At 70.3% G+C, this 21,000-nt stretch carries 19 protein-coding genes; 3 read left to right on the forward strand and 16 right to left on the reverse strand.

Annotated elements, in window-relative coordinates:
- Positions 1-2,319 (reverse strand): beta-ketoacyl synthase N-terminal-like domain-containing protein (locus tag ABIA32_RS31730; protein ID WP_370103007.1); only part of this gene is annotated, 2,319 nt, incomplete at its 3' end.
- Positions 2,320-2,401: 82 nt separating this feature from the next.
- On the reverse strand, positions 2,402-4,225 hold the full coding sequence (locus tag ABIA32_RS31735) for an amino acid adenylation domain-containing protein (RefSeq protein ID WP_370103009.1): 1,824 nt from the start codon (positions 4,223-4,225) through the stop codon (positions 2,402-2,404).
- Positions 4,226-4,460: 235 nt separating this feature from the next.
- On the opposite strand from ABIA32_RS31735, the gene ABIA32_RS31740 reads away from it, so the two are divergent.
- On the forward strand, positions 4,461-5,846 hold the full coding sequence (locus ABIA32_RS31740) for a condensation domain-containing protein (protein WP_370103011.1): 1,386 nt from the start codon (positions 4,461-4,463) through the stop codon (positions 5,844-5,846).
- Between the two features lie 31 nt (positions 5,847-5,877).
- Here the strand turns inward: ABIA32_RS31740 and ABIA32_RS31745 are convergent, their stop codons facing one another.
- The 10 genes from ABIA32_RS31745 to dpgA form a co-directional block, all read right to left on the reverse strand.
- A complete protein-coding gene (locus ABIA32_RS31745; protein WP_370103013.1) occupies positions 5,878-7,116 on the reverse strand; it encodes an MFS transporter in 1,239 nt (412 codons plus the stop codon).
- 14 nt (positions 7,117-7,130) lie between these two features.
- Positions 7,131-8,147: an alanine racemase gene (locus tag ABIA32_RS31750; RefSeq protein WP_370103015.1), complete on the reverse strand. Its 1,017-nt coding sequence runs from the start codon at positions 8,145-8,147 to the stop codon at positions 7,131-7,133.
- Positions 8,144-9,298: a SagB/ThcOx family dehydrogenase gene (locus ABIA32_RS31755; protein WP_370103017.1), complete on the reverse strand. Its 1,155-nt coding sequence runs from the start codon at positions 9,296-9,298 to the stop codon at positions 8,144-8,146. Before ABIA32_RS31755 ends, ABIA32_RS31750 begins: the two co-directional genes overlap by 4 nt.
- A 127-nt stretch (positions 9,299-9,425) precedes the next feature.
- Positions 9,426-9,563: a hypothetical protein gene (locus tag ABIA32_RS31760; protein WP_370103019.1), complete on the reverse strand. Its 138-nt coding sequence runs from the start codon at positions 9,561-9,563 to the stop codon at positions 9,426-9,428.
- A 52-nt stretch (positions 9,564-9,615) separates the two neighbouring features.
- Positions 9,616-9,756, reverse strand: a complete 141-nt coding sequence (locus tag ABIA32_RS31765) for a hypothetical protein (RefSeq protein ID WP_370103021.1) — start codon at positions 9,754-9,756, stop codon at positions 9,616-9,618.
- Positions 9,757-9,808: 52 nt separating this feature from the next.
- Entirely contained in the window at positions 9,809-9,949 is a 141-nt protein-coding gene (locus tag ABIA32_RS31770) for a hypothetical protein (protein ID WP_370103021.1), read from the reverse strand.
- Positions 9,950-10,066: 117 nt separating this feature from the next.
- Complete coding sequence (locus ABIA32_RS31775; protein WP_370103023.1) at positions 10,067-11,527, reverse strand: PLP-dependent aminotransferase family protein; 1,461 nt, start codon at positions 11,525-11,527, stop codon at positions 10,067-10,069.
- Positions 11,528-11,556: 29 nt separating this feature from the next.
- Positions 11,557-12,975, reverse strand: coding sequence for a (3,5-dihydroxyphenyl)acetyl-CoA 1,2-dioxygenase DpgC (gene dpgC / locus ABIA32_RS31780; RefSeq protein WP_370103025.1), 1,419 nt, complete (start codon positions 12,973-12,975; stop codon positions 11,557-11,559).
- A gap of 3 nt (positions 12,976-12,978) precedes the next feature.
- Positions 12,979-13,677, reverse strand: coding sequence for an enoyl-CoA-hydratase DpgB (dpgB, locus tag ABIA32_RS31785; RefSeq protein ID WP_370103027.1), 699 nt, complete (start codon positions 13,675-13,677; stop codon positions 12,979-12,981).
- Positions 13,678-13,780: 103 nt separating this feature from the next.
- Positions 13,781-14,887 (reverse strand): 3,5-dihydroxyphenylacetyl-CoA synthase DpgA, encoded by a 1,107-nt coding sequence (gene dpgA, locus ABIA32_RS31790; RefSeq protein ID WP_370103029.1) that lies wholly within the window; start codon positions 14,885-14,887, stop codon positions 13,781-13,783.
- 315 nt (positions 14,888-15,202) lie between these two features.
- Between dpgA and ABIA32_RS31795 the strand changes: the two genes are divergently transcribed.
- On the forward strand, positions 15,203-16,435 hold the full coding sequence (locus ABIA32_RS31795) for a helix-turn-helix domain-containing protein (protein ID WP_370103031.1): 1,233 nt from the start codon (positions 15,203-15,205) through the stop codon (positions 16,433-16,435).
- Between the two features lie 305 nt (positions 16,436-16,740).
- Here the strand turns inward: ABIA32_RS31795 and ABIA32_RS31800 are convergent, their stop codons facing one another.
- Positions 16,741-16,932: a hypothetical protein gene (locus ABIA32_RS31800; RefSeq protein ID WP_370103032.1), complete on the reverse strand. Its 192-nt coding sequence runs from the start codon at positions 16,930-16,932 to the stop codon at positions 16,741-16,743.
- 176 nt (positions 16,933-17,108) lie between these two features.
- Positions 17,109-17,297: a hypothetical protein gene (locus ABIA32_RS31805; RefSeq protein ID WP_370103034.1), complete on the reverse strand. Its 189-nt coding sequence runs from the start codon at positions 17,295-17,297 to the stop codon at positions 17,109-17,111.
- Between the two features lie 263 nt (positions 17,298-17,560).
- Here ABIA32_RS31805 and ABIA32_RS31810 point away from each other — a divergent pair, with 263 nt between their 5' ends.
- Complete coding sequence (locus tag ABIA32_RS31810; protein ID WP_370103036.1) at positions 17,561-18,556, forward strand: LuxR C-terminal-related transcriptional regulator; 996 nt, start codon at positions 17,561-17,563, stop codon at positions 18,554-18,556.
- Positions 18,557-18,633: 77 nt separating this feature from the next.
- On the opposite strand, the gene vioD is transcribed toward ABIA32_RS31810, so the two are convergent.
- Both vioD and gntD read right to left on the reverse strand, forming a co-directional pair.
- The gene (gene vioD / locus ABIA32_RS31815; protein ID WP_370103038.1) at positions 18,634-19,821 is read right to left on the reverse strand and encodes a capreomycidine synthase; all 1,188 of its coding nucleotides are present in this window, start codon (positions 19,819-19,821) and stop codon (positions 18,634-18,636) included.
- A 21-nt stretch (positions 19,822-19,842) separates the two neighbouring features.
- A complete protein-coding gene (gene gntD / locus ABIA32_RS31820; protein ID WP_370103040.1) occupies positions 19,843-20,967 on the reverse strand; it encodes a guanitoxin biosynthesis L-enduracididine beta-hydroxylase GntD in 1,125 nt (374 codons plus the stop codon).
- Positions 20,968-21,000: the final 33 nt, after the last annotated feature.

A 21,000-nucleotide genomic window follows, 5' to 3' on the forward strand; every position in this document is an offset into this window, starting at 1 on the left:
CCCGACCGCGTCTTTGCCCTGCGGGTCCGCACTCGCCCCGGCAACGGCCGGTGCGGCTCCGGCCGGGACCGACGCACCCGCCTGGGACACGGCCGGGGTGACGCCCGGCCAGCAGCGCGTCGGCTCGAAGGGGTAGCCCGGCAGGGCGACCGGGCGGGGACGACCGGACCACTCACCGCCGCCGGACGAGTCACCGCTGCCGGCCGGGTACGCCTCCCAGTCGACCGGCACACCGGCCAGATACACCCCGGCCACAGCCCCGACCAGCCCGTCAGGACACGTCAGATCCAGCAAAGCGAGATCGTGACCGCCCGCACCGAGCGCCTCGAACGCGGGCTCGGCCGGGCCCAGGACCCGGAACGCGCTCGGCTCACCCTGCGCCAGCCGGGCCGCGACCAGCTCGGGCGCCGGCCCATCGGGCCCACCTCTCTCCTGCGCCCACGCCTGCGCGAGCGAGACCTCGCCGCGCAGCGCACGAGCGACCGCCCGGCTGCGCCCCAGGCCCACGATCAGCGCGGGCTCGACGCCCGCCGCCCGCAGCGCCTGCACGGCCGCGTACTGGTGCCGCGTCAGATCCGGCACCGCCGCATCAGCATCGGCATCAGCGTCGGCGTCGGCCCAGGCCCGCTGGTAGGCCCGGCTCTGCGCCTTCCAGGCGCCCGTGTCCGCGAGACTGCCCGCGCCCTCCCACACGGCCGGTCCTGTCACCTCAGGGTCGGTGAGCAGCAGGACCAACCGCCGCGTGGGTACGGGATCGACCGTCTCCACGCTCTCGGCCGCCCAGGTCAGGGCATGCCGAAGGCCGGCCGCACCGCCGGTGGCGGGCAGCACGGCACGATAGGGGTAGTGGTCACGGCCGGCGTTCAAGGTGAACAGCACGTCCGGGAGATCCTCGTCACGCACAACGGCGAGGTGTTCAGCCAGGTCGGTCAGCCGGCGCCGCAGTGCGCCACGCGACGCCGCCGACACCGCCGCCGGAGCGCCGCGCGTCACGACGGCGGGCGCGACCGCGCCGTAGCGCGCCGGCTTCGGGGGCTCCTCGACGACGGCATGGGCGTTGGTCCCGATCAAAGTGAAGGAACTCACGCCCGCGACCCGGGACACGCCTTGCTGCTCCGTCCACGGCTCGGTCGTCGTGCGCACCCGCAACGGCTCACCGTGGGCGGCGAACTGCGGGTTCGGAGTCGCCACGTTGATCGAGGCATACCGCGTCGCGTGCTTGACGGCCAGCACGGCCTTCAGCAGGCCGGCCAGGCCTGCGGCATTGCCCAGGTGCCCGATATTGCTCTTGATCGTGCCCACGTCGCACGCGTGCCGGGCAGCCCCGGCCGCCCGCAGCACCCGTTGCGCGGACTCGATCTCGATCATGTCGCCCAGCCGTGTCCCTGACCCGTGCGCCTCCAGATAGGTGAGCCGGTCCAGGTCGAGCCCCGCCAGCCGCCACGCCCGCTCGATGACCTCCGCCTGCGCGGCCGGTCCCGGCGCGGAGAAGCCGTTGGAGCGGTCCCCGTTGTGGTTGACAGCCACGGAGCGGATGACCGCGTGGATCTGGTCCGCGTCCTCAAGCGCCCGGTCCAGGCGCTTGAGCAGCAGCACCGCGCCGCCCTCCCCCGGCGCGGTACCGTCCGCCGAAACATCGAACGCCCGGCAGGTACCGCTCTCGGAGACCACCTCCTGGACGGTATCGGCCTGCTCGAACAGCGTCGGGAACAAACTCACCGCGCCGATCAGGGCGAGCCCCGTCGCATCCGCGGCCAACTCCCGACACGCGTGCTGCAACGCGACGAGCGCGCTGGAACACCCCGTGTCGACCACCACCGCAGGCCCCTGCAGGCCCAGTTGATGCGAGATCCGGCCCGCCAGGGCCGACGACTGCGTGCCCAGCATGCTCACCAGGTCACGGTCACCGACGAGGCTGACGTAGTCCGGCCGCGGCGCGGCGAAGAAGACACCGCAGTCACTGCCCCGCAGCCGCGACGGCCGCTGTCCCGCGTTCTCGATCGCAGCGTGTGCCAACTGGAGCGCGAGACGCTGATGAGGATCCATCGCGACCGCCTCGGCCGACGAGATCTTGAAAAAAGCGTGGTCGAACTCCTCGATCCGCGACAACGCGGCCAGCGGCGGGTAGGTGCCTTCCGGGTCCAACCCCGCCAACTCCAGACGCTCCAGCGGGATCGCGTCCATGGCGTCACGCCCGGCCGCGAGCAGCTCGTGAAGCTGATACTCGGTATCGGCGCCGGGCATGCGCAGCGCCATACCGATCACGGCGATCGGGGTGAACGCCTCCTCGCTGGCGGAGTTCGGGGTGCTACCGGACATCTCGGGACGGCCTTTCAGTGAGCCAGGACGGACAAGGGGAGCGAGCGGAGGGCCGCCGGCCGGGGCACGCGGGCGGGCCGCGTCACACGGCCAGGCCTGCGAGCTCGTCGACCCGGGAGCCGCTGCGCCGGTCCAGCTCGGCCGCCAGCGACGCGCAGGTGGTGAACTCGAACAGGTCGACCAGGCTCAGGCCCGCCTGCGGGAAGTGCCCCTCCAATTGGTCCATGAGGCGGACCAGCAACAGCGAATCACCGCCGGCGTCGAAGAAGTCGTCCTGCCGGCCGAGCCCCGGGGCCCCCAGCAACTCGACCCAGAGCCGATGCACCGAGACCTCGGTGGGCGTGCGCGGACAACCCGCAGCGTCGGCGCGGTCACGGGGAGCGGGGGCAGGCAACGCGGCGCGGTCCAGCTTCCCGTTGACGGTCAGCGGCAGGCGGTCCAGCCACACCAGGGCGGCGGGACGCATATAACCGGGCAACGTGTCGGCGAGGAGCCCGCGCAGCTCGGACTCCGCCTGGCCCGTATCGACGCAGGGCCCGGCCGCAGGGGCGACGAGATAACCCACCAGGCCGCGGCCCGCCGGCAGGTCGTCACGCGCGACCACCGCCGCAGCGGCGACACCCGGGTGACGCAGCAGCACCGACGCGACCTCACCAGTCTCCACCCGGTAGCCGCGGATCTTGACCTGGCCGTCGATCCGGCCAACGAACTCCAGCCGCCCGTCGGCCAGGCATCGCACCACGTCCCCCGTCCGGTAGAGCCGGCCCCCAGGCAGACCGAACGGGTCGGCGACGAAATGCTGCGCCGTCAGCGCCGCGCTGCCCGCGTAGCCACGGGCCAGCGCGGCTCCTCCCAGCCACAACTCGCCGGCCTGCCCGGGCGCGCACACCCGCAGCCGCTCGTCGAGCACGTAAGCGGTGGTCCTCGGCAGCGGCCGGCCGATCGGGAGCACCGGCAGGCCCGCGTGCTGCTCGCCGAGCTCCTCGGTAGTGGCGAAGACCGTGCACTCGGTCGGGCCGTAGCAGTGCAGGAGCCGCCCTTCCGGATGCAGGCGCAGCGCCTGCTGCGCGTATTCGGGCGCCAACACGTCCCCGCCGACCAGCAGCGTTTCGATGCCGGCCAGCAGTTGCGGGAACTCGGTGAGCAGCAGCTGAAGCTGCGGCGAGATCAGCGAGAGGGTGGTGACCGGCTGCCGTTCCAGCGCGCCCCGGAGCGCGTCCGGGAAGGGGACACCGGCCTGCGGGAGGGCCAGAGTGCCGCCGTTGAGCCAGGTCGTCCAGATCTCCCAGGCCGAGCCGTCGAAGGACAGCGGCGCGAGCTGAAGACAGACGTCGTCCGGACGGAACGTCATGTAGCCGACGTCGACGCTACGGTCCAGCACCGCCCGATGGGTGATCGCGATGCACTTGGGTGTGCCGGTGGACCCGGAGGTGTGGATCAGGTAGAGCAGCTGGTCGAGATGGCCGGCGGCATCGGGGTTCACGGTCGGCGCGGCCGCGACGAGTTCACTGTCGAGGTCGGTCCGCACCACGCGGACGCGGTCCGCGAAGCCGTCCCTCTCCAGTTCCCCCGAGGTCACCACGAGCCGGGCCCCGGTCGACGCCAGCGCTTGCCTACGGCGGCCGGCGGGGTGGCCGGGAAGCAGCGGCAGGTACGCCGCGCCCGACTTGACCACGGCGAGGACCGCGATGAGCAGCTCAGGCGTCTGCGGCAGGCAGACCCCGACGACCTGTTCCGGTCCGGCCCCCAGCGAACGCAGGTGGTGGGCCAACTGGTTGGCGCGGCGATTCACCTCGGCATAGCTGAGTGTCTCGCCCGACGCGCCCAGGATCGCGGGATGCGCGGGAGCCGCAGCGGCATGGCGCTCAAAGAGGTGAGCGATCGTTGTCCCGCGCAGCTCGCGCATGAGTCCTCCTCGACTGGATGTAACGGCACGCTACCTTGGCCATGACAGCACCGTCTAGTAGTTGTCATCACTCCATGCCAGAGATGACAACGACTCTCCCGGCGTTTTGGCAGCCTTTATGTGGATTCTGACGGGCAGACAGCGAGGCGACTCCAGCCCTTGCGGCGAGCACCATGACAAGCTTGGCGGCACGTGTGACAATTGCGCGACACGCCGTCGAGCCCAGGAGTCCGCGATGACACTCCCCCTGTCCTACGCGCAGCAGCGCCTCTGGTTCCTGCACCGCCTGGAAGGACCGAGCCCCACCTACAACCTCCCCGCCCTGCTCCACCTGACCGGGCCGCTGGACCGGGGCGCGCTGCTGGAGGCGTTCGGCGACATGGTGCGCCGACACGAGATCCTTCGCACCGTCTATCGGCGATCGCCCCAGGGGCCGGTGCAGGTGGTGCTGGACCCCGACCAGGCACTCGCGCGCATCCTCGCCGCGGTCCGGGAGAGCGAGGAGGACGTCGCGGCGCTGCGCGCCGCGGCGGGCTACTGCTTCGACCTCGCGGACGAGCCGCCGCTGCGCATCTCACTCAGCCGGACCGGCCCCGACCGTCACACGCTCCTGATGCTCTTCCACCACATCGGCCTGGACGGCTGGTCACTCGGCCCGTTCGCACGTGACCTGGCCAAGGCCTACCGGGCGCGCCGCGCCGGAAGGACGCCGGACCTGGAGGAGTTGGAGATCCAGTACGCGGACTACGCCCTGTGGCAGCAGGAACTCCTCGGCGCGGAGCAGGATCCGCAGAGCATCTCCGGGCAACAGCTCGCCTATTGGACACAGCAGCTCGCCGGGATACCCCAGGAGCTGGCACTCCCCTACGACCGTCCCCGCCCGGCCGGCGCGCTCGGGGCGGGCCGCACGGTCGAGATCGACATCGACGCGGACACCCACCTGGCCCTGTCCAAGCTCGCCGACGACCAGGGCGCGAGCCTCACCATGGCCGCGATCGCGCTCATCGCGACCCTCTTCACACGCCTGGGCGCCGGAAGCGACATCCCCCTCGGCACAGTCGTCTCCGGGCGCTGCGACGAAGGGTTGGACGACCTCGTCGGCTTCTTCGTCAACACGCTCGCGCTGCGCGTGGACACCAGCGGGGACCCAGGGTTCGCCCGGCTGCTTTCCCTGGTCCGGGAGACCTGCCTGGCCGGCTACGACCGTCAGGACCTGCCGTTCGACCGGGTCGTCCGCGCACTGAAGCCCGCCCGCGTGCCAGGCCGCCAGCCGGTCTTCCAGACCATGGTCTCCCTGCAGAGCCAGGACGCCACCGGCTTCGAACTGGACGGGCTGCACATCGAGGCGGAGGAACTGCGCCCCGACATCGCACAGTTCGACCTTTCGGTCGTCTTCAGGGAGAAGCTGGACCGCGAAGGGACGCCACTGGGGCTCGGCGGCTTCGTGGAGTACAGCACCGACCTCTTCGACCGGGCCACCATGCAGCGCCTGACGGCGCAGCTCGCAGATCTCGCCCGCGCCGTGTGCGCCGCACCCCAGCTACCCATCTCGCAGCTCGACCCGGCCCGCACAGCGCACGACGAGCATCCCGTCCCCGCCCGCCGGTGGATTCTGGGATGAGGCGGGGCCGGCGACCGGCCGGGACCCGGCCTCAGCCGCAGGCCACCGCCGTCGCCGGCTCGGCCCCCAGATCACGGATCTCCTTGAGCAACAGCGGGGACAACGTGGCCGCCAACTGCAGGATCCCGGCGACCAGCAGAACCTGCCGCAGGCCCACGTCCAGGGCCAGCGGCCCGGCCAGTGCCAGGCCGAGCGGCTGCGCGGCAAAGCAGCCGGCCCACTCGTAGGCGCTCACCCGGGAGAGGCGGTCGGCGGGGACATGCGCCTGCAAGGTGGTCTCCCACACCGGGTTGAAGACCATCATGCCCAGGCCACCGCCGAAGAAGGCGACCAGCGCGGGCAGCGTGGCCGTGGTCTGCGAGAGCACCAGGGCAGGTGAAGCAAACAACGAGACGGCCACTAGGGCGAAACGCAGCGGGCGCTGCGGCCGGACGTGCAGGCCCAATGCCCCGCCCGCCACGGCCCCGAGGCCGAAGGCGGCCAGGAATTCGCCCCAGGCCGCCGCACCGCCGAAGGAGCGGATACTGAGCTCGGGCCCCAGCACCGAGAGCGTCGAGTAGGCCATGTTGGCGACGGAGGCGACAGCGATGGTCGCCCAGATCCAGGTGCGGCCGGTGAACTCCCGCCAGCCCTCCGCGAGGTCGGCGCCGATCCGGTTCGCCCTGACCGGTCCGGCCGCCCGCTCCACCCCGAGGCGACGCAGGCAGGCTGCGCTGCACAGGAAGGTCGCCGAGTCGACCGCGATGGCCCACCCCGGGCCGACCCAGACGACCAGCGCGACCGAGCAGAGCGGGCCGACGACCATGGCCACCGACTGGGACAGGCTCCGCAGCGCGTTGGCCGCCTGCCGCCGCTCCGCCGGAACAGTCTCCTGGACCAGTCCCGTGATCGCCGGAGTGAACAGGGCACTCCCCGTGCCGAGGACCAGTTGCAGCGCCATCAGCTCCCACAGCCGCGCCTGCCCGGTGAGGATGAGCGCCGCCGAAGCGGCCTGCGCGACGGCCCGGGCCAGGTCGGCCCAGCGCATCACCCGCTGCCGCGGCAACCGGTCCGCGATGGCGCCGCCCAGCAGCATGAAGAGCACGGTCGGCACCAGGCGCACGGCCAGCACGAGGCCGAGCCGAGCCGGTGACCCGGTCAGGCCCAGCACCGCGAAGGCCAGGGCGGGCCCGGCGAGGAAGTCGCCCAGCAGCGAGGCGCACTGGCCCAGGAAGAACCGGCGGAACGCGGGCACCGCCAGGACGCGGAAGTTGTCGGCGTACGAGGTCACGCGTGATCCTTTGCTCAGGCGGCGCCAGGCGGCGCGGTGTCCGGGAGGTTCAGTACCGGCCAGCGGTCCACCCGGCCGCTCAGCCCGCGGACGTGCAGCACCTGCACCTCCTGGAGCAGCGGGCACAGATGCGGCGCGGCGACCGGGGCAGGGGGCAGCCCGGCGGCGGGAAGCGCGGGGCCGGGCCGCTGCCACGGGTAGCGGTGTTCGGCCAGCAGGCTCTCGGCGCGGTCGTGTTCCCCACCGGACGCCAGGGACACGGTGAGGGCGACGTCCTCCCCGGTGCAGATCCCGGCCTCCACCAGACCCCCGTCCAGCAGGGCATAGGCACCGGAGCCCAACTCGGTGACCCCCGGCACGGACAGGATCCCGGCGGCTGTGGGCGTGCCCCCGACCGAGACCGTCCGGCACGGGACACCACGGGCCCGCAGGTAGCCAGCGCAGCGGACGGCGTAGCGAGCGGTCCGCCCGCCGATGTCGAAGCCGTCGCGCCCGTCGGCGGGCGCGAGCATGCCCTGGTAGGACGTCAGGCCGTCGAAACGCAGGCCCGGGGTGTGCCGGGCCTGACGGGCGAGGGCGAGCAGTCGCGCGGGGCTGCTCGCGGTGGCGTCGTAGCCGTCACCGATGCGGGCCAGCACGCCGATGGTGCTGCCGGCCTCCCGCGCGGCGGCGCCGAGCGCGCCGAGGACGACCGGATCGTCGACGTGCACGGCGAGGACGCAGTCGCGGGCCAGCTCGGCGAAGAGCGGGAAACGCCAGGCGTCCCGCCAGGGGTGGGCGATGACGATGTCGGTGATGCCGGCTTCCAGGTACTCACGCGCCTGGCCGGCCTGGGTCACGGAGACGCCGCATGCGCCGGACTCGATCTGGCGCACGGCCAGGCCGACGGTCCGGTGGCCCTTGACGTGGGCACGGACGGCGACCCGGCGCTCGGAGGCGGCGGCGTGGAAGCGCTCGATGTTGCGTTCGGCACGCCGCAGGTCGACGTGGACGGTCAGGTCCTCGCCGCGTCGCGTGGCAGTCGCGGTCATCCGGCCGCCGCCTGTCCGTCCCACTCGTCCCCGAGGAAGGAGAAGTCCGCGGGGCCACCGGCGAGCATCCGGCTCTGCCGGGCGCGCTCTTGTGCGGTGGGCACGCCGAATCCGTTCAGCCCGAGCAGCACTTCCTCGCTCCAGTCCAGGCCCAGGGCCGCCTCGACGGGCTCGTCGCGGGTGGCGGCGGTGAAGAACACGCCGAGCCCGAGGGAGGCGCCGACTAGATAGGAGGTCTGGCTGATGTGGCCGAGCTCGGTGTAGAGGGAGCGGTAGACCCGGCCCATGCGGTACTTCCAGGCGGTGCGCTCCAGCACCGCGGTGTAGAAGAACAGGACGCCACAGTTGCGGACATAGGTCTGGCCGCCGCACCAGTCGACGAGTTCGTCCAGGTCGCGGGCGCCCAACTGAATGGGATCCAGGGCGTGCTCTCCGCAGTGGTAGTGGTAGATGCCTGGCTCGAGGCCATCGACATTGAGCACCACCGGGTAGACCTCGACCGCGTGCCGCGAGCCGCCCGAGGGGCTCGCCTTGAGCATCGCGCTGTGCAGACCAGGGCTCTCCACCTGGTACAGCGGGCCTGCGGCCCAGCTCAGCAGGCAGGCCAGCTGGTCGACGGTCATCGGCTGCTGAGGGTCGAGCCGGCGGGTGGTACGGCGGCGGCGCAGGGCCTGCTCGAGGTCGGCGGTGGTCAGCGCGGTGTTGTCGCCGGCGGGCAGCGCGAGGCGTGCCTGGGGTGGGTACTCCTTGAAGATCTGCGGCTGCGGGCGCTCGTCCAGGCGTTCCTTGAGCCAGCGGCTGTCCTCGGCGGCGGAGGCGAAGCGGTCTGCTGCGTGAGTACGCGAGGCGAGGTGGTAGTAGGTGGCCGCGGTACCCCACTCGGCCCAGGGACCCAGGTGCTCCTCCCGTTCGTGCTCGGCGGAGCCCTCCTCGACGAGGACCTTGGCGTCCAGCAGACGTTGGATCAGCTGGGGGTACGTCTCGGATCGGGCGGCGACCGGGGGTGCCTCGGCCCAGTCGGCGAAGTGCCCCAGGAGAGAGCCGGCTTCGGTGCTCAGGGCGAACTGGCGGTGCCGCAGCGGGTCGTCGCAGACGAGTCGACCTTCCCGCCAGAGGAACACGCAGAGCTGGGAGACGCGCAGCCGGCTCATCACTCACCTGTCAGGTCGTGGCTCGTTCGGTTTCGGTCGGGATGGGGACGTGGGGCTGCGTGAGCGCTCCGGTGCCGGGAGGGGCCCGGCACCGGTGGGCTCATACGCATGTGTTGTCCGATTCGGCTCAGGCGAGGGGGACCAGGCAGGTCTGCGCGCCGGCGTACTCGCCCTCGATCAGGTTGATGCCGGTCTCCTCGATGATCCCGTCGATGCCGATCTCGATGCCCGTCTCCCGGTCGCGGCGGTTACGGATCTCAGACATGTGACTCTCCTTCTCAGGTTGACTGCACTGCTTACGGGTGGACGAAGCGGACTCAGATGGAACGGATGATCCGGGACTCGATCCCGTCGATACCGAGGTCACCCTCGATCCGCTCGATACGCGTCTCCTCGATCCCATCGATGCCGATCTCGATGCCCAGCTCCAGCTCACGACGGTTACGGATCTCAGACATGTGACTCTCCTTCTCAGGTTGACTGCACTACTGACAGGTGGACGAAGCGGACTCAGATGGAACGGATGATCCGGGACTCGATCCCGTCGATACCGAGGTCACCCTCGATCCGCTCAATGCGGGTCTCCTCGATCCCATCGATGCCGATCTCGATGCCCAGCTCCAGCTCACGACGGTTACGGATCTCAGACATGTGACCCTCCTTCTCGGATTGACTGCACTACTGACAGGTGGACGGGTGTTGCGCTTGTGACCCTGGTGGGGGTCTCCCGGCGGCGGAGCGCCGACGGGAAGTCAGGATGATGGGGCGTCAAGCCCCTTGGGGCAGGCGGGCCAGCCGCAGGCCGGCGCCGAAGATCTCGGCGAAGAGTTCCGGTGCGGTGTCCAGGGCTCGCGAGAACGGCGAGGCCATAGCGGGTGGCAGTGTCAGCCGGTCGTGTGGTTCCAGGCGGCTCCGCAGGAAGGCGGCCAGGCGGCTGACGCCTTCCTCGATCCGGGCTTCGTCCAGGTAGCTGAACGAGAGCCGGAGCTGGCGTTCGCCGCCGGCGCCTGCGTAGAAGTGGGCCATGGGAGTCCACAGCACGCCGAAGTCGCGGGCGGAGATCTCCAGCAGGGCGTCGTCGACGGCGAAGGGCACGTTCATGACCAGGAAGAAGCCGCCCTCGGGGGTCAGCCAGTCGATGCCGACCCGCCGGCGTGCCGGTGCGGGGAAGTGCCGTTCCAGCGCGTTGAGCAGGGCCTGCAGATTGCGCTGGTAGAAGGCGGCCTTCTCGCGGATCAGCCGCTTCAGGGAGCCGCCCTCCTCGACGATGATGCCGCCGATGACGGCTTGGCTGATCGGCGATGTGTTGACCGTGATCATGCTCTTGACGCTGGTGAGCTCGGCGGCGAGCAGTCCGGTGCGGCCGCCCGCTCGGGTCACGCGTTGGTCCGCGACCACGAAGCCGACGCGGGCGCCGGGCATGCAGACCTTGGCGTAGGTGCCGAGGTAGATCACGCGCTGCCGCTGGTCCAGCAGTTTCATGGTGGGCAGTTCGCTGCCGGGCGCTGCGGTGAAGCCGTAGGGGTTGTCCTCCAGGACCAGCAGGTCCTCTTCGTCGGCCAGCGACAGCAGCCGCTTGCGCGTGGCCAGGTCGATGCGGGACCCGGTCGGGTTGGCGAAATCGGGGACGAGGTAGAAGGTTCGCGGCCGTTTGCCCTCGGCGCGGATCTGCGCGCAGACCTCGCGCAGCTCTTCGGGGTCGAGCCGGCCGTCCGACTGGTCGACGGTGCGGACCTCGATGCCGAGGAGCTTGGCGGCGCCGACGATGCCGACATAACACGGGTCGGCCACGATCAGCACGTCCCTCGGTCCGGCGTGCAGGGCGCGCAGGGTGATGAACATGCCCTCCTGACAGCCCACGGTGACGACCACGGACTCCGGGGGGACGACGATGCCCTCGTCGACGCGGAGTTGCTCAGCGACCAGGTCGTTGATCTGCCCGGCTGCCGGTCCGTACTGGTAGAGCTGGTCACGGGCCTGGTCCGCGCCCAGTCCGCGGCTGCGGCGCAGGTGCTGCAGGAAGCTCTTGGTGTGACGAGCCACGTCGATCTCGTCGTAGAAGGATGTGTGCGGGGCGCCAGGAGCGAAGGAGATCGCTTCCGGGAACCTTCCCATCACCTCGTTGAGAAAGTTCATGGAGGTGAGCACGGGGTCCGCCAGTGCTCCGTGGAGTTGGTCGCGGTCGAGTTCGACGTGTCGTGCTCCGTAGAGCGCGGCGGTTCCAGTCATGTCACACCCCAATCCGGATCTCGTCGGTGTCAGTTGTCTTGGTGGCGGTTGCGGTTGATCCAGGTGCGCTCGAGGTTGTCGATGACGTCGGCGCTGTACAGACGCTTGGCCTGCTCCAGGGCGAACTCGGCCATGTAGCTGCGGAACTGGTCGAGAGGCTCGTCCACCAGGTTGAGCATGCGGCGGTTGCTGACGACGGACGGGTTGTCCAGCGTCTCGACGGCCTGAGCCACGGCCTTGTCGAGCTGCTCGGGCGGGACGACCTGGTCGCAGAAGGTCAGCGCCTCGGGCTCCTCCGCGTGGATCCGGCGGCCGCCGAGGATGACCTGGCGGGCCAGTCGGGGTCCCATGACCTTGGAGAGGCGGAAGTTGGAGGCGCCGGGCACGATGCCTTCCTGGACGGCGGGGAGGCTGAAGTGGGCGCCGCTCTCGGCGACGACGTGGTCGAAGGCGAGCAGCAGTTGCATTCCGCCGCCGATCGCGTGCGAGTCGACCGCCGCGAGCCAGGGCTTCTCGCGCATCCCCTCGGGTGCCAGTGGGTCGGCGCCGGGAATCCGGATACCGCGGATGAGCTTGTGGATGTAGCCCGTCTCGCGGCGGAGCAGGAAGTCCACCAGTGAGATCTGGCCGTGGTAGAGCCGGGTCAGGTTGATGCCGGAGCAGAAGACCCGGCGGCCGTTGTAGCGGGGGTGGCTCATGACGCCGCCGCGCACGACGCCGACGTGGGTGCTGTCGTCGAGCAGGGCGAGGTCGACCGCGGTTTCCATGTCCTCGGCGAGCCGGTCGTCCTCGGCGTTGAGGCAGGAGGTGTTGTTGATGGTCAGGGTGGCGACGCCGTTCTCACGGGTGAGCGAGACGGTGCCGAGTCCGGCGATGCCGGTTCGGGAGAACTCCGGTAGGGCGGCCTGCGCGCGGGCGGTCGGCGCGAGCATGGCGTCGAGTATCTGGGTGCCGGCGGTGCGCGAGCGCATCAGGCCCCAGAGCAGGATGCCCTGGTCGAGTTCGTGGCCGTCCTTGTGGACCTGGTCGTGGGCACGCTCGGCGTCGATGGTCTGCCGGGTCGGGGTCAGGCCGGGGACGAGTCCGGCGGCGGCGTAGGCGAGAGCGTCCAGGCGCAGGCTCCGGCTGCCGCCGTGGGTCAGCTCGCGGTGCAGTCGCTCACCGTGGGTGCGGACGAAGGCGAGGCGGGCGGACCGGCCGGCCTGCAGGAGGCCTTCGGCGAGCCGCTGCTGCTCGGGTGAGCGTTGCGGGCGGGCAGGCAGCCGGTCGAGCTGCTCCCGCAGCGGTCCCAGGTGGGCGCTGAGGCGGGTGGCGTCGACGTCGAAGACGCCGTTGAGCTGGGGAAGGCCGGTGTCGGGCTCGAGTGCGGGGCCGGGGCGGTGCTGCCGCCGGGGGAAGGAACTGGTCATGAGGTTCTCCCGCAACTGCTCGGCAAGGTCTCTGGGCATGGCTCACGCTGCCCGGTGACGGCGCAGCGTGCGGTCGCAGGCGGCCAGGTGCGGGCCGAGGGCCTCCTCGAAGTCGGTCGAGGCGGCGTCCATGAGCAGGCGGCGGCGGACGGCGACGTCACGGCCTCGGGCGCCGGCGAGACGCTCCAGGGTGGCGTGGACGGCGGCCTCGGGGTCCTCGGCGACCTCGTCGACGAGTCCGAGTTCGAGGGCCTGCCAGGCCGACAGCTCGGTGGCGAAGAGGGCGATCTGCCGGGCGCGGGCGACGCCAAGCTGCTGGGCGAGGCGGTAGATGGCCATGCCGGGCCAGGTGGCGTGACCGGCTGTGGGCAGCTGCAGGCGCAGGTCGGTGCCGGCGATGCGGTAGTCGGTCGCGAGGAGGGTTTCCGCGCTGCGGCCGTAGCAGGCTCCGGTGGCGACGGCGACGGTGGCGACGGGGAGGCGCTCCAGGCGGCGCAGCGAGCGCTCCCACTTGTTCACCTGGTGGACGTTGGCGGGGAGTTGGCTGCGCGACGGAGCGGCCGCGTCGGCGCCGGTGCCGGTGCCGAGTCGGAGCAGCAGGGTGTCACCGTGCTCGGCGTCCTCGACGGTGCCGCAGATCGCGCCGACCCGGGCGATGAGGTCCGGGGTGAGTGCCTCGGCGCCGTCGATCGTCAGCGTGAAGTCGGTCTTGGGGGCGGCGAGTTCAGTGGAGTTGGCCATCGAAGGGAGTCCTATCTGTCTCATGGGCTGAAGAACGCTGACAGGTGCACAGGCTGGGCGGGGAGTGCCGACGCGGGTAGGCGCCGGGGCGTGGCGGGGCGCGCTACCAGCGGACCAGCGCGTTCTCGATGGTCGAGCCGGGGCCCATGGTCATCAGCACGACGTACTCGCCGGGGCGGACGGCCTGCTCGGCGCGGAGACGGTCGAAGGAGAAGAGGAACGAGCCGCTGGAGAGGTTGCCGTAGTCCCGCAGCACGGATGTGGTGTGCCTGACGTCGTGGGAGGTCAGCCCGAGGTTGACCTTGACCGCGTCGATGACCTTCTTGCCGCCGGAGTGGACGATCCAGTGAGCGATGTCGGTTCGGCGCAGGCCGGTGTCCCGCAGCAGGTTGTCGATCGCCTCCTCGGCGTGTGCGCCGACCACGTAGGGGACGTCGCGGTCCAGGAAGAAGCTGTACTTGCCGTGGTCCTCGTCCCAGTCGAAGCGCATGGCGTCGACGGCCTCGGGGACGATGCGGCTGGTGAACTTCAGCACCTGCGGCGCGTCGGGGGCGAGGTCGGCGCCGGCCATCACCGCGACCGCGGCGGCGCCGTCGCCGAAGAGGCCGTTGACGACGGCGGTCCGCATGGTGCCGTCGAAGACGTAGGCGGCGGAGCAGCATTCGACGCAGACCATCACCGCCAGTCGGCCGGGGTTGCGTGAGGCCCAGGCGGCGGTCGGGTTGAGCCCGTTGAGGCCGGCGTTGCAGCCCATGCCGACCACATCGAGTCGGCTGCAGGTGACCGGTATCCCCAGTTCCTTGATCAACAGGGCGCTGAACCCGGGCGTGAGCAAGCCAGTGGAGGTGACGCAGACGAGGTAGCCGAGCTCGTCCACATCGGCGCCGATCTGCGCGAGGCACTTGCGAAGCGCCTCGGCAGCGAGCTCGATCCCCTTCGCCTTGTGCTTGGCGAGCAGCTCGCCCTGGGTCTCGATGCTGGGCCGGCCGTCCGGACCGACCGGGGGGAGAGTCAGGTGGCGCTTGTCGATGTGGCTGTTGCGGAAGACGGAGACCACGGTGGGGTCGGTGATGCCGTAGCTGCGCAGGATGTCGTCCTGCGAGTAGCTGGTGGGCGGGTTTGCCGTGCCTACCGCGAGCAGGCGTGGCTTGGGCGTGTGCTCGGTCTCGGTCTCGGTCTCGGTCTCGGTACGTCTGGTCTGGGTCAGCATGCTCTCAACCTCGGCGAGGGTCGGTGCCCGTAGGCCGGGCAATGCCAGCAAGCTAGCCAGAGATGACAAGCTTGTCTAGCATGTTGGCATTTTTTGTCATGACAGTCGAGAGGACGGCTGCCGGACGGCTTGACGCGCTGTGCCATTGGGCCTGAAGCTTGTGTCATCTACACTGTCGTGCAATGGCACGGAGGACTTCCTGCGCCGGCCCTTACGGCCACTCGCCCTCGTCGGGCGCGGCGGCCGCGGCCCCGGCGGATCGGACGGAACTTCTCACGGCATTACTCCTGCGTCTTGGATCGGGGCTGGTGGAGCATGAAGTACCTGGAACAGCCGGCCTTCGGCTTGCTGGTCGGCCAGCTGCGACGGGACCGCGGCCTTTCTCAGGCCCAGCTGGCAGGCGAGGGACTCTCTGCCAGTTACGTGTCACGACTGGAATCCGGGGTGCGCGCGCCGACCACGCAGGCTGTCACGCAGCTCGCGCGGCGGTTCGGCGTGCCTGCCGACACCTTCCGGGCCCGCTCCCCGCAAGTGGCGGCCGAGCGGATCGCCGAGGGTGTGACGGCACTGGAGGACGGACGTCTTGAAGCCGCTGTCGCCGCGCTGACGCAGGCCAGCGACGAGGCTCAGGATCTGGCCGCGGAGACCCGCTGGCTGATGCTCTGGACTCTGGCCCAGGCCTACGAGCGGCTGGGGCTGCACGAGGAGCGCCGCCAGGTGGCGACTCGGCTGCTCGCCGTGGGAGAGGAGTTGGGTTCCGCGACCCTCCAGGTCAAGGCACTGACCGAGCTAGCAGTCTGCGCGCGGCTCGTCGGCGTAGTCGACGAGTCCGTGGCTGTGGCAGGCAAGGCGCTCGCGCTCGGCGAGGAGCACGTGGAGATCCCGCGGGCGGACATCGCGCGTGTCCTGCTCGCGCTCATCGCCGCGGAGGCCGAGTCCGGCCGGCTCCTCGACGCCGCGCAGCATGCCGAGCTGGCCCAGCAGATCCCGCCACAGGAGCTTGGGGCGCTGCGGGTTCAGGTTCTGTGGAGCGCTGCGACCGTCGCCGTCCGCCAGGGAGCTGTCGAGCAGGGGCTCGCCCTGCTCCACCAGGCGCTGTCCATCGCGGACCACCGCGACATCCTCACCTGGGGCCGGCTTCGCACTGCGGCCGTGTCGCTGCACCTGAGGTCGGGACAGGAGGTCACCCCGCAGGTCCTGTCCTGGTTCCACGAGGCCGAGGGAGTCGTCGGACTCTATGGAAGCCCCGGCCACCAGGCAGAGCTCAAGGCCCTCGCCGCCCGCATCGCTTTCCACCAGGGCGATCGAGACAGGGCGTCCCGACTCGCCGGTGAGGTCCTGGACGATCCGACCGGACTGTCGCTGCAGGACCGGATGAGCGTCGAGATCCTGTTCCATCAGATCGCCCTCAGCCTCGGCCAGAGCGAGGCTGCTGTCTCCGCGCTGCGCTCCGTCGCCGATCGACTCCAGGCCTCGGGCAACCTCGATCTTTCCGCCGAGGCCTGGAAGGCCTTGGCGGAGGCCGCGCTCGGTCGTATCGGGGAGTAGTGAGGCCTCTTCGCGGGGCGCCACGTTCTGGTTCATCTCTGCCTTCCAGGTCAGTCGGTTCTGGGTCTGGCTCGGTGCGGGACGAGGCGCCCCGGGTCGGTTCGCCAGAAGACGGCCGCGGCGCAACGGTCGGGCCGGCGCGAAATTTTCCGATCTCGTTTCCCAGGCGATGCGGGTGGCCACTCGCATCTATCCGCTGCGGGATTTCCCTGGAATTAGTCGATCTATGAACAGCCGGCAGGTTCGACCGGTTCCATTCCGTCGCCCCGACACTTATGGATTTCGCGGCGCCGTGGAGCTGTCGGTCATCCCCCCCAGGTCACGTCCGCCGGCGAGGGCGTGGCAACGGGAGCCGTGCTGGTGACAGTGGTGGCCGCATCGGCGCGGACGGTGGTTGCCGCGTGAGCCGGAGCGCCGGCGACGACGGCACCGACGGCGATTCCGCTGACCGCGACGATCACAGAAGCAACGATTTTTGCGAAACGGGTGGCCACCACTGGATTTCTCCTTCTCAATGAATTCGATGCTTCGGGATTATTCCCGGGCCCTGCGGGCCTTTGTTCTTTCGGCTCTCGTTCCTGCCGATGCCTCTACTGTGACCGACCGGCGGGACGGTGGGAACGGATGCCGGCTGGACGGAACATGCACTGGCATAAGCCGTCCACCGACGCGGTCAGCCGCCGTCCCACCAGGGGCCGGGGACCAGCACAGCGCCGCAGGTCAGGATGGAGAACGCGGCCAACGCGGGACATTCGCCGATCGCGCGGGCGCACAGCTTCGCCACCGCCTCCTCCGCCTCGGCGAGGCCGGAAACGGACACGAAGAGACCCAGCACCGGCCCGCCCTCGGCATCGGAGTGCACGGAGACATGCTGCAGCCCGTCCTCCGCAAAGGCGCAGCCGGTGACGAGGCGGGCAGTGTCAGACGGAAGCGAAATACCGTCAGGAGCCCGAAGGCGCACATGGATGAGGTACATGCTCCCATCGTGGGAGCCAGACATAACCATCCACAATCGCCCAAGCTGGACGGTTCCTGCACTGGCATAAATCGTCCTGCTGCGCCGTACGCGTCAAGTCCCTAGGATCCCCTGAGACTGAAATCGAACAGACAGAACTGGGGGACAGGTTGTTGGAGGTGCTAGGGCTCGACGCGGAGGCGGAGAGTATTTACAGAGCGATCCTGAGTTACCCTCAGGAAGTTCTCGGGCAACTCGCCTCACGCCTGGACATGTCCGAGGAACGATTCCGTGCCGGGTTGGACCGGCTGAGTGAGCTGTCACTGGTGCGCCCCACGCATCAGGCGGGCATCGGCTTCCGTCCGGTCAGCCCTGAGATGGCCATGGAACTTCTCCTTGCCCGTCAGCAGGCGGAGCTGGCCGCCCAGCAGATGCGGGTCGAGGCCTCCCGGGCCGCCGCGGCGCAGCTCATCGCCGAGTGCTCGGCGTTGCGGCCCACCGTGTCGGACGGCGGCTACGAGCAGCTGATCGGCGTGGAGGCGATCCGCGACCGGCTGGCAGACCTTGCCGAGTCCGCTCGGGAGGAGATCGTCAATTTCGCTCCCGGCGGCGCACACAACGAGGCCGACCTGAAGGCGAGCCGCGGACCGAACAGCGGGCTGTTCGAGCGCGGGGTCCGGATGCGGACCGTCTACCTGGACAGTGTCCGCAACCACCAGCCCACGCTCGATCATGTGACCTGGCTGGGCAGTCACGGTGGACAGGTACGCACCACTCCTATGCTTCCCATTCGCATGATCATTATTGACCGCGCGCACGCGGTTCTCCCCATCGACACCGCCGACGCCCGCGCCGGGGCGGTGGTCTTGCACGGCACAGGCACCGTTGCCGCCCTGTGCGCGCTCTTCGAGAGCGTCTGGAGCGAGGCCGTGCCGCTCGGGGCGGCGCCGAGCGCAGACGCGGACGCGATGCCGCCGCAGGAGCGCGCGGTGCTCGTCCTGCTGGCCGACGGCCACACCGATGAGGCCATCGCCAAGCGTCTGGGCGTGTCGCCGCGCACCGCGCGGCGGATCGCCGCCGAGCTGATGGAGCGGCTGCAGGCCCGGAGCCGCTTCGAGGCGGGTGTGCACGCCGTGCAGGACGGCTTCCTGCCCGACCATCGCTGAAACCCGAACAGACCGCGCCGCGCCCGGTGTGCTGGGCGCGGCGCGGTCTGTTCGCGGCCCGTGCGGACCGCCGGGGCTCAGTACGCCGCGACCGGGGATGCCAGTTCGGAGGCGGCGATCGCCACCGCTTCCAGTCCGGCCTGCAGTTCGTCGGTGCCCCCGCCGAAGCCGAGCCGGACCCGGTCCGGGTGACCGAAGCACAATCCCGGGACGAGCAGCACCCCGTGCTCGTCGAGCAGCTTGTCGCACAGGCTGATGGTGTCCACCCCCCTGGGCAGGGCGGGGAAGGCGCTCACCCCGCCGTGGGGCAACGGCAGCGAAATCAGGTCCGGGTGGTCGGCCGCCCACGTGCTGAGCAGCAACCGGTTGAACCTGGCCTGTTCACGCAGCGGGCCGACCACGGTGTCGACGTTCTCCATCACTCGGGTCGCCAACAGCTCGTTGAGTGGTGAGGTGCTGATAGTCACGTAGTCGCGGAGCTTGACCATGGTGGCGAGCACGTCAGGCGGTGCGATGCACCAACCGATCCGCAGGCCGGGCAGGCCGAAGGCCTTGGACATGGTGCCGAAGGAGACGCACTTCTCCATGATCGCCGCCGGGTCCGGCAACGGTGTGAAGTCGTAGACCAGTTCGCCGAATGCGGCGTCCCAGAAGAGGTAGCAGCCGGCCGCCTCGACCATCTCCAGGAGCCGGTGATAGCCCTGCGGGTCGAGCATCGCCCCGGTCGGGTTGTGCGGGAAGTTGACCACCACGGCCCGGGTCTTCGCCGTGATGAGGCCCGCCAGCCGGTCCAGGTCGGGGGTGAAGTCCTCGGCCGGTGACAGCTCCCAGACCCGCAGGGTCGCCCCGAGAGCGGAAGCGACCGAGGAGAGCGACTGGTAGACCGGGCTCAGCACGACCACCTCGTCCCCCGGGCGCACGACTGCGGACAGTGCCAGGAAGATGCCCTCGGTGGAGCCGTGGGTGACCATCACGCGCTCGGACCGGGTGGGCGCGTAGCGGGCGGCGATCGCGGCCCTCAGCGGTTCGCACCCCAGTGTCGGGCTGTCCCTGAAGGGAAGGCCGTCAAGTTCGTCCATGCTCACGCCGAGCATGCCGCGCAGCTGGCCGAGTGAGTAGTTCTGCATCCCCGAGCTGGAGATGTCGATCTTGGCGTCGAAGTACCGTGAGCGGAACCAGTCCTCAAGGAGGGCCGGCTCGATGTCACCCAGCGCCTGCGAGGCTGCCTTCTGCAGATCCGCGGCGTGGGTGGAGTCGGAATTCATGGGTTCTCCAGGAGTTGTGAGTCAGCCGATCACGCGAGTGGAGGTGCTGGAGCGACCCGGGCGGGTACGCCGCAGGTCGGCCACGATGTTGACCCGCTTGAGCCAACGGTCCGTGCCGTCGTAGCGGGGGCGGAAGGGGCGGCGGCCGTGGACCACGTTCCGGTTGTCGATGAAGCCGACGTCCCCCGGGGCGAGGGGGAAGTCGTAGAGGTTGGCGCTGAGGTGAGCCTTCAGCCAGGCCAGCGCCGCCGCCGCCTCCTCGTCCCCCTCCACCGCGGAGACGAAGTCGCCGTCGATGCGCAGCACCGGGGCGTCGGCGTGTCCCTCGAGCAGCGGTATCCGCGGAGGCCGGCGTCGGACCGCGTCGAGGCGGTCGAAGGCGTCGGCGCGTCCCGCCGCCTCCGGTTCGGTGTTGAGCGCGGCCTCGTGCGAGGTGTCCGGCATGATGTGGAAGCGCGCCGCACGCAGGACGTCTCCGACCTTTTCCGGCAGAGCGGTCAGGTCGAGGTGGCCGATGGTGGTGGCGGTCAGCTCCGGGCTGCGCAGGCACAGCAGGCCGACGTAGTCGGCGCGGCACGGGGAGAAGGCGTCTTCGGTGTGCCAGCCGAGCTCTTTGCTGCTGCTTGAGCTGACCAGGCTTTCCTCCATGCCCGGTGCGGGTACGACGTCGGTGACGATCCGTCCGTCCTGCTGGGTGGCCCAGGAGACCACGTCGCCGAGCACGGCGCCGTAGAGCATGATCATGAATGCGTGGACCCGGCTGGCGTCGGTGTCGGCCTCCTGCCAGCCCCTGGGTGTGAGCCCGAGCAGCTGCTCGTCGACGAGGTTGCCGGAGACCACCAGACCGTGCTTCCGGTCATCGAGTCTGGCCGCGTTCACGGCCAGGCGCAGGCCCAGCGGCAGCTCGGCGGCCAGGACCCGGACGTCAGTGAGAAACCGCGGGTTGTCCACGGTCCGGTAGACGGCCATGCATCGCGCGGCGAGCCGGTGGACCTGCTCGGCCTCGGTGCGGCTGAGCCGGTAGCGGTGCACACCGCCGTTGACCGGGTTCGGGTCCGTCGCGGCGTGCCACTCCTCGGTGGTGACCAGCGGCGGCAGGTCGGCTTCGTGCAGGGGGGCCGGATCAAGCAGGATCTGAGCGGTCACGGCGCGGAACTCCTTGGGTGCGGAAGCGATGGG

The organism is Streptacidiphilus sp. MAP12-20, assembly GCF_041262525.1.
GTDB lineage: Bacteria > Actinomycetota > Actinomycetes > Streptomycetales > Streptomycetaceae > Streptacidiphilus.

Bases quoted from the DNA above. Each gene is read 5' to 3' on its own strand.
- vioD (WP_370103038.1), bottom strand. From the start codon at position 19,821: ATGAATTCCGACTCCACCCACGCCGCGGATCTGCAGAAGGCAGCCTCG.
- dpgC (WP_370103025.1), bottom strand. From the start codon at position 12,975: ATGCCCAGAGACCTTGCCGAGCAGTTGCGGGAGAACCTCATGACCAGT.
- ABIA32_RS31760 (WP_370103019.1), bottom strand. From the start codon at position 9,563: ATGTCTGAGATCCGTAACCGCCGCGACCGGGAGACGGGCATCGAGATC.
- ABIA32_RS31740 (WP_370103011.1), top strand. From the start codon at position 4,461: ATGACACTCCCCCTGTCCTACGCGCAGCAGCGCCTCTGGTTCCTGCAC.
- ABIA32_RS31750 (WP_370103015.1), bottom strand. From the start codon at position 8,147: ATGACCGCGACTGCCACGCGACGCGGCGAGGACCTGACCGTCCACGTC.
- ABIA32_RS31775 (WP_370103023.1), bottom strand. From the start codon at position 11,527: ATGACTGGAACCGCCGCGCTCTACGGAGCACGACACGTCGAACTCGAC.
- dpgB (WP_370103027.1), bottom strand. From the start codon at position 13,677: ATGGCCAACTCCACTGAACTCGCCGCCCCCAAGACCGACTTCACGCTG.
- dpgA (WP_370103029.1), bottom strand. From the start codon at position 14,887: ATGCTGACCCAGACCAGACGTACCGAGACCGAGACCGAGACCGAGACC.
- ABIA32_RS31735 (WP_370103009.1), bottom strand. From the start codon at position 4,225: ATGCGCGAGCTGCGCGGGACAACGATCGCTCACCTCTTTGAGCGCCAT.
- ABIA32_RS31755 (WP_370103017.1), bottom strand. From the start codon at position 9,298: ATGAGCCGGCTGCGCGTCTCCCAGCTCTGCGTGTTCCTCTGGCGGGAA.
- ABIA32_RS31765 (WP_370103021.1), bottom strand. From the start codon at position 9,756: ATGTCTGAGATCCGTAACCGTCGTGAGCTGGAGCTGGGCATCGAGATC.
- ABIA32_RS31795 (WP_370103031.1), top strand. From the start codon at position 15,203: ATGAAGTACCTGGAACAGCCGGCCTTCGGCTTGCTGGTCGGCCAGCTG.
- ABIA32_RS31770 (WP_370103021.1), bottom strand. From the start codon at position 9,949: ATGTCTGAGATCCGTAACCGTCGTGAGCTGGAGCTGGGCATCGAGATC.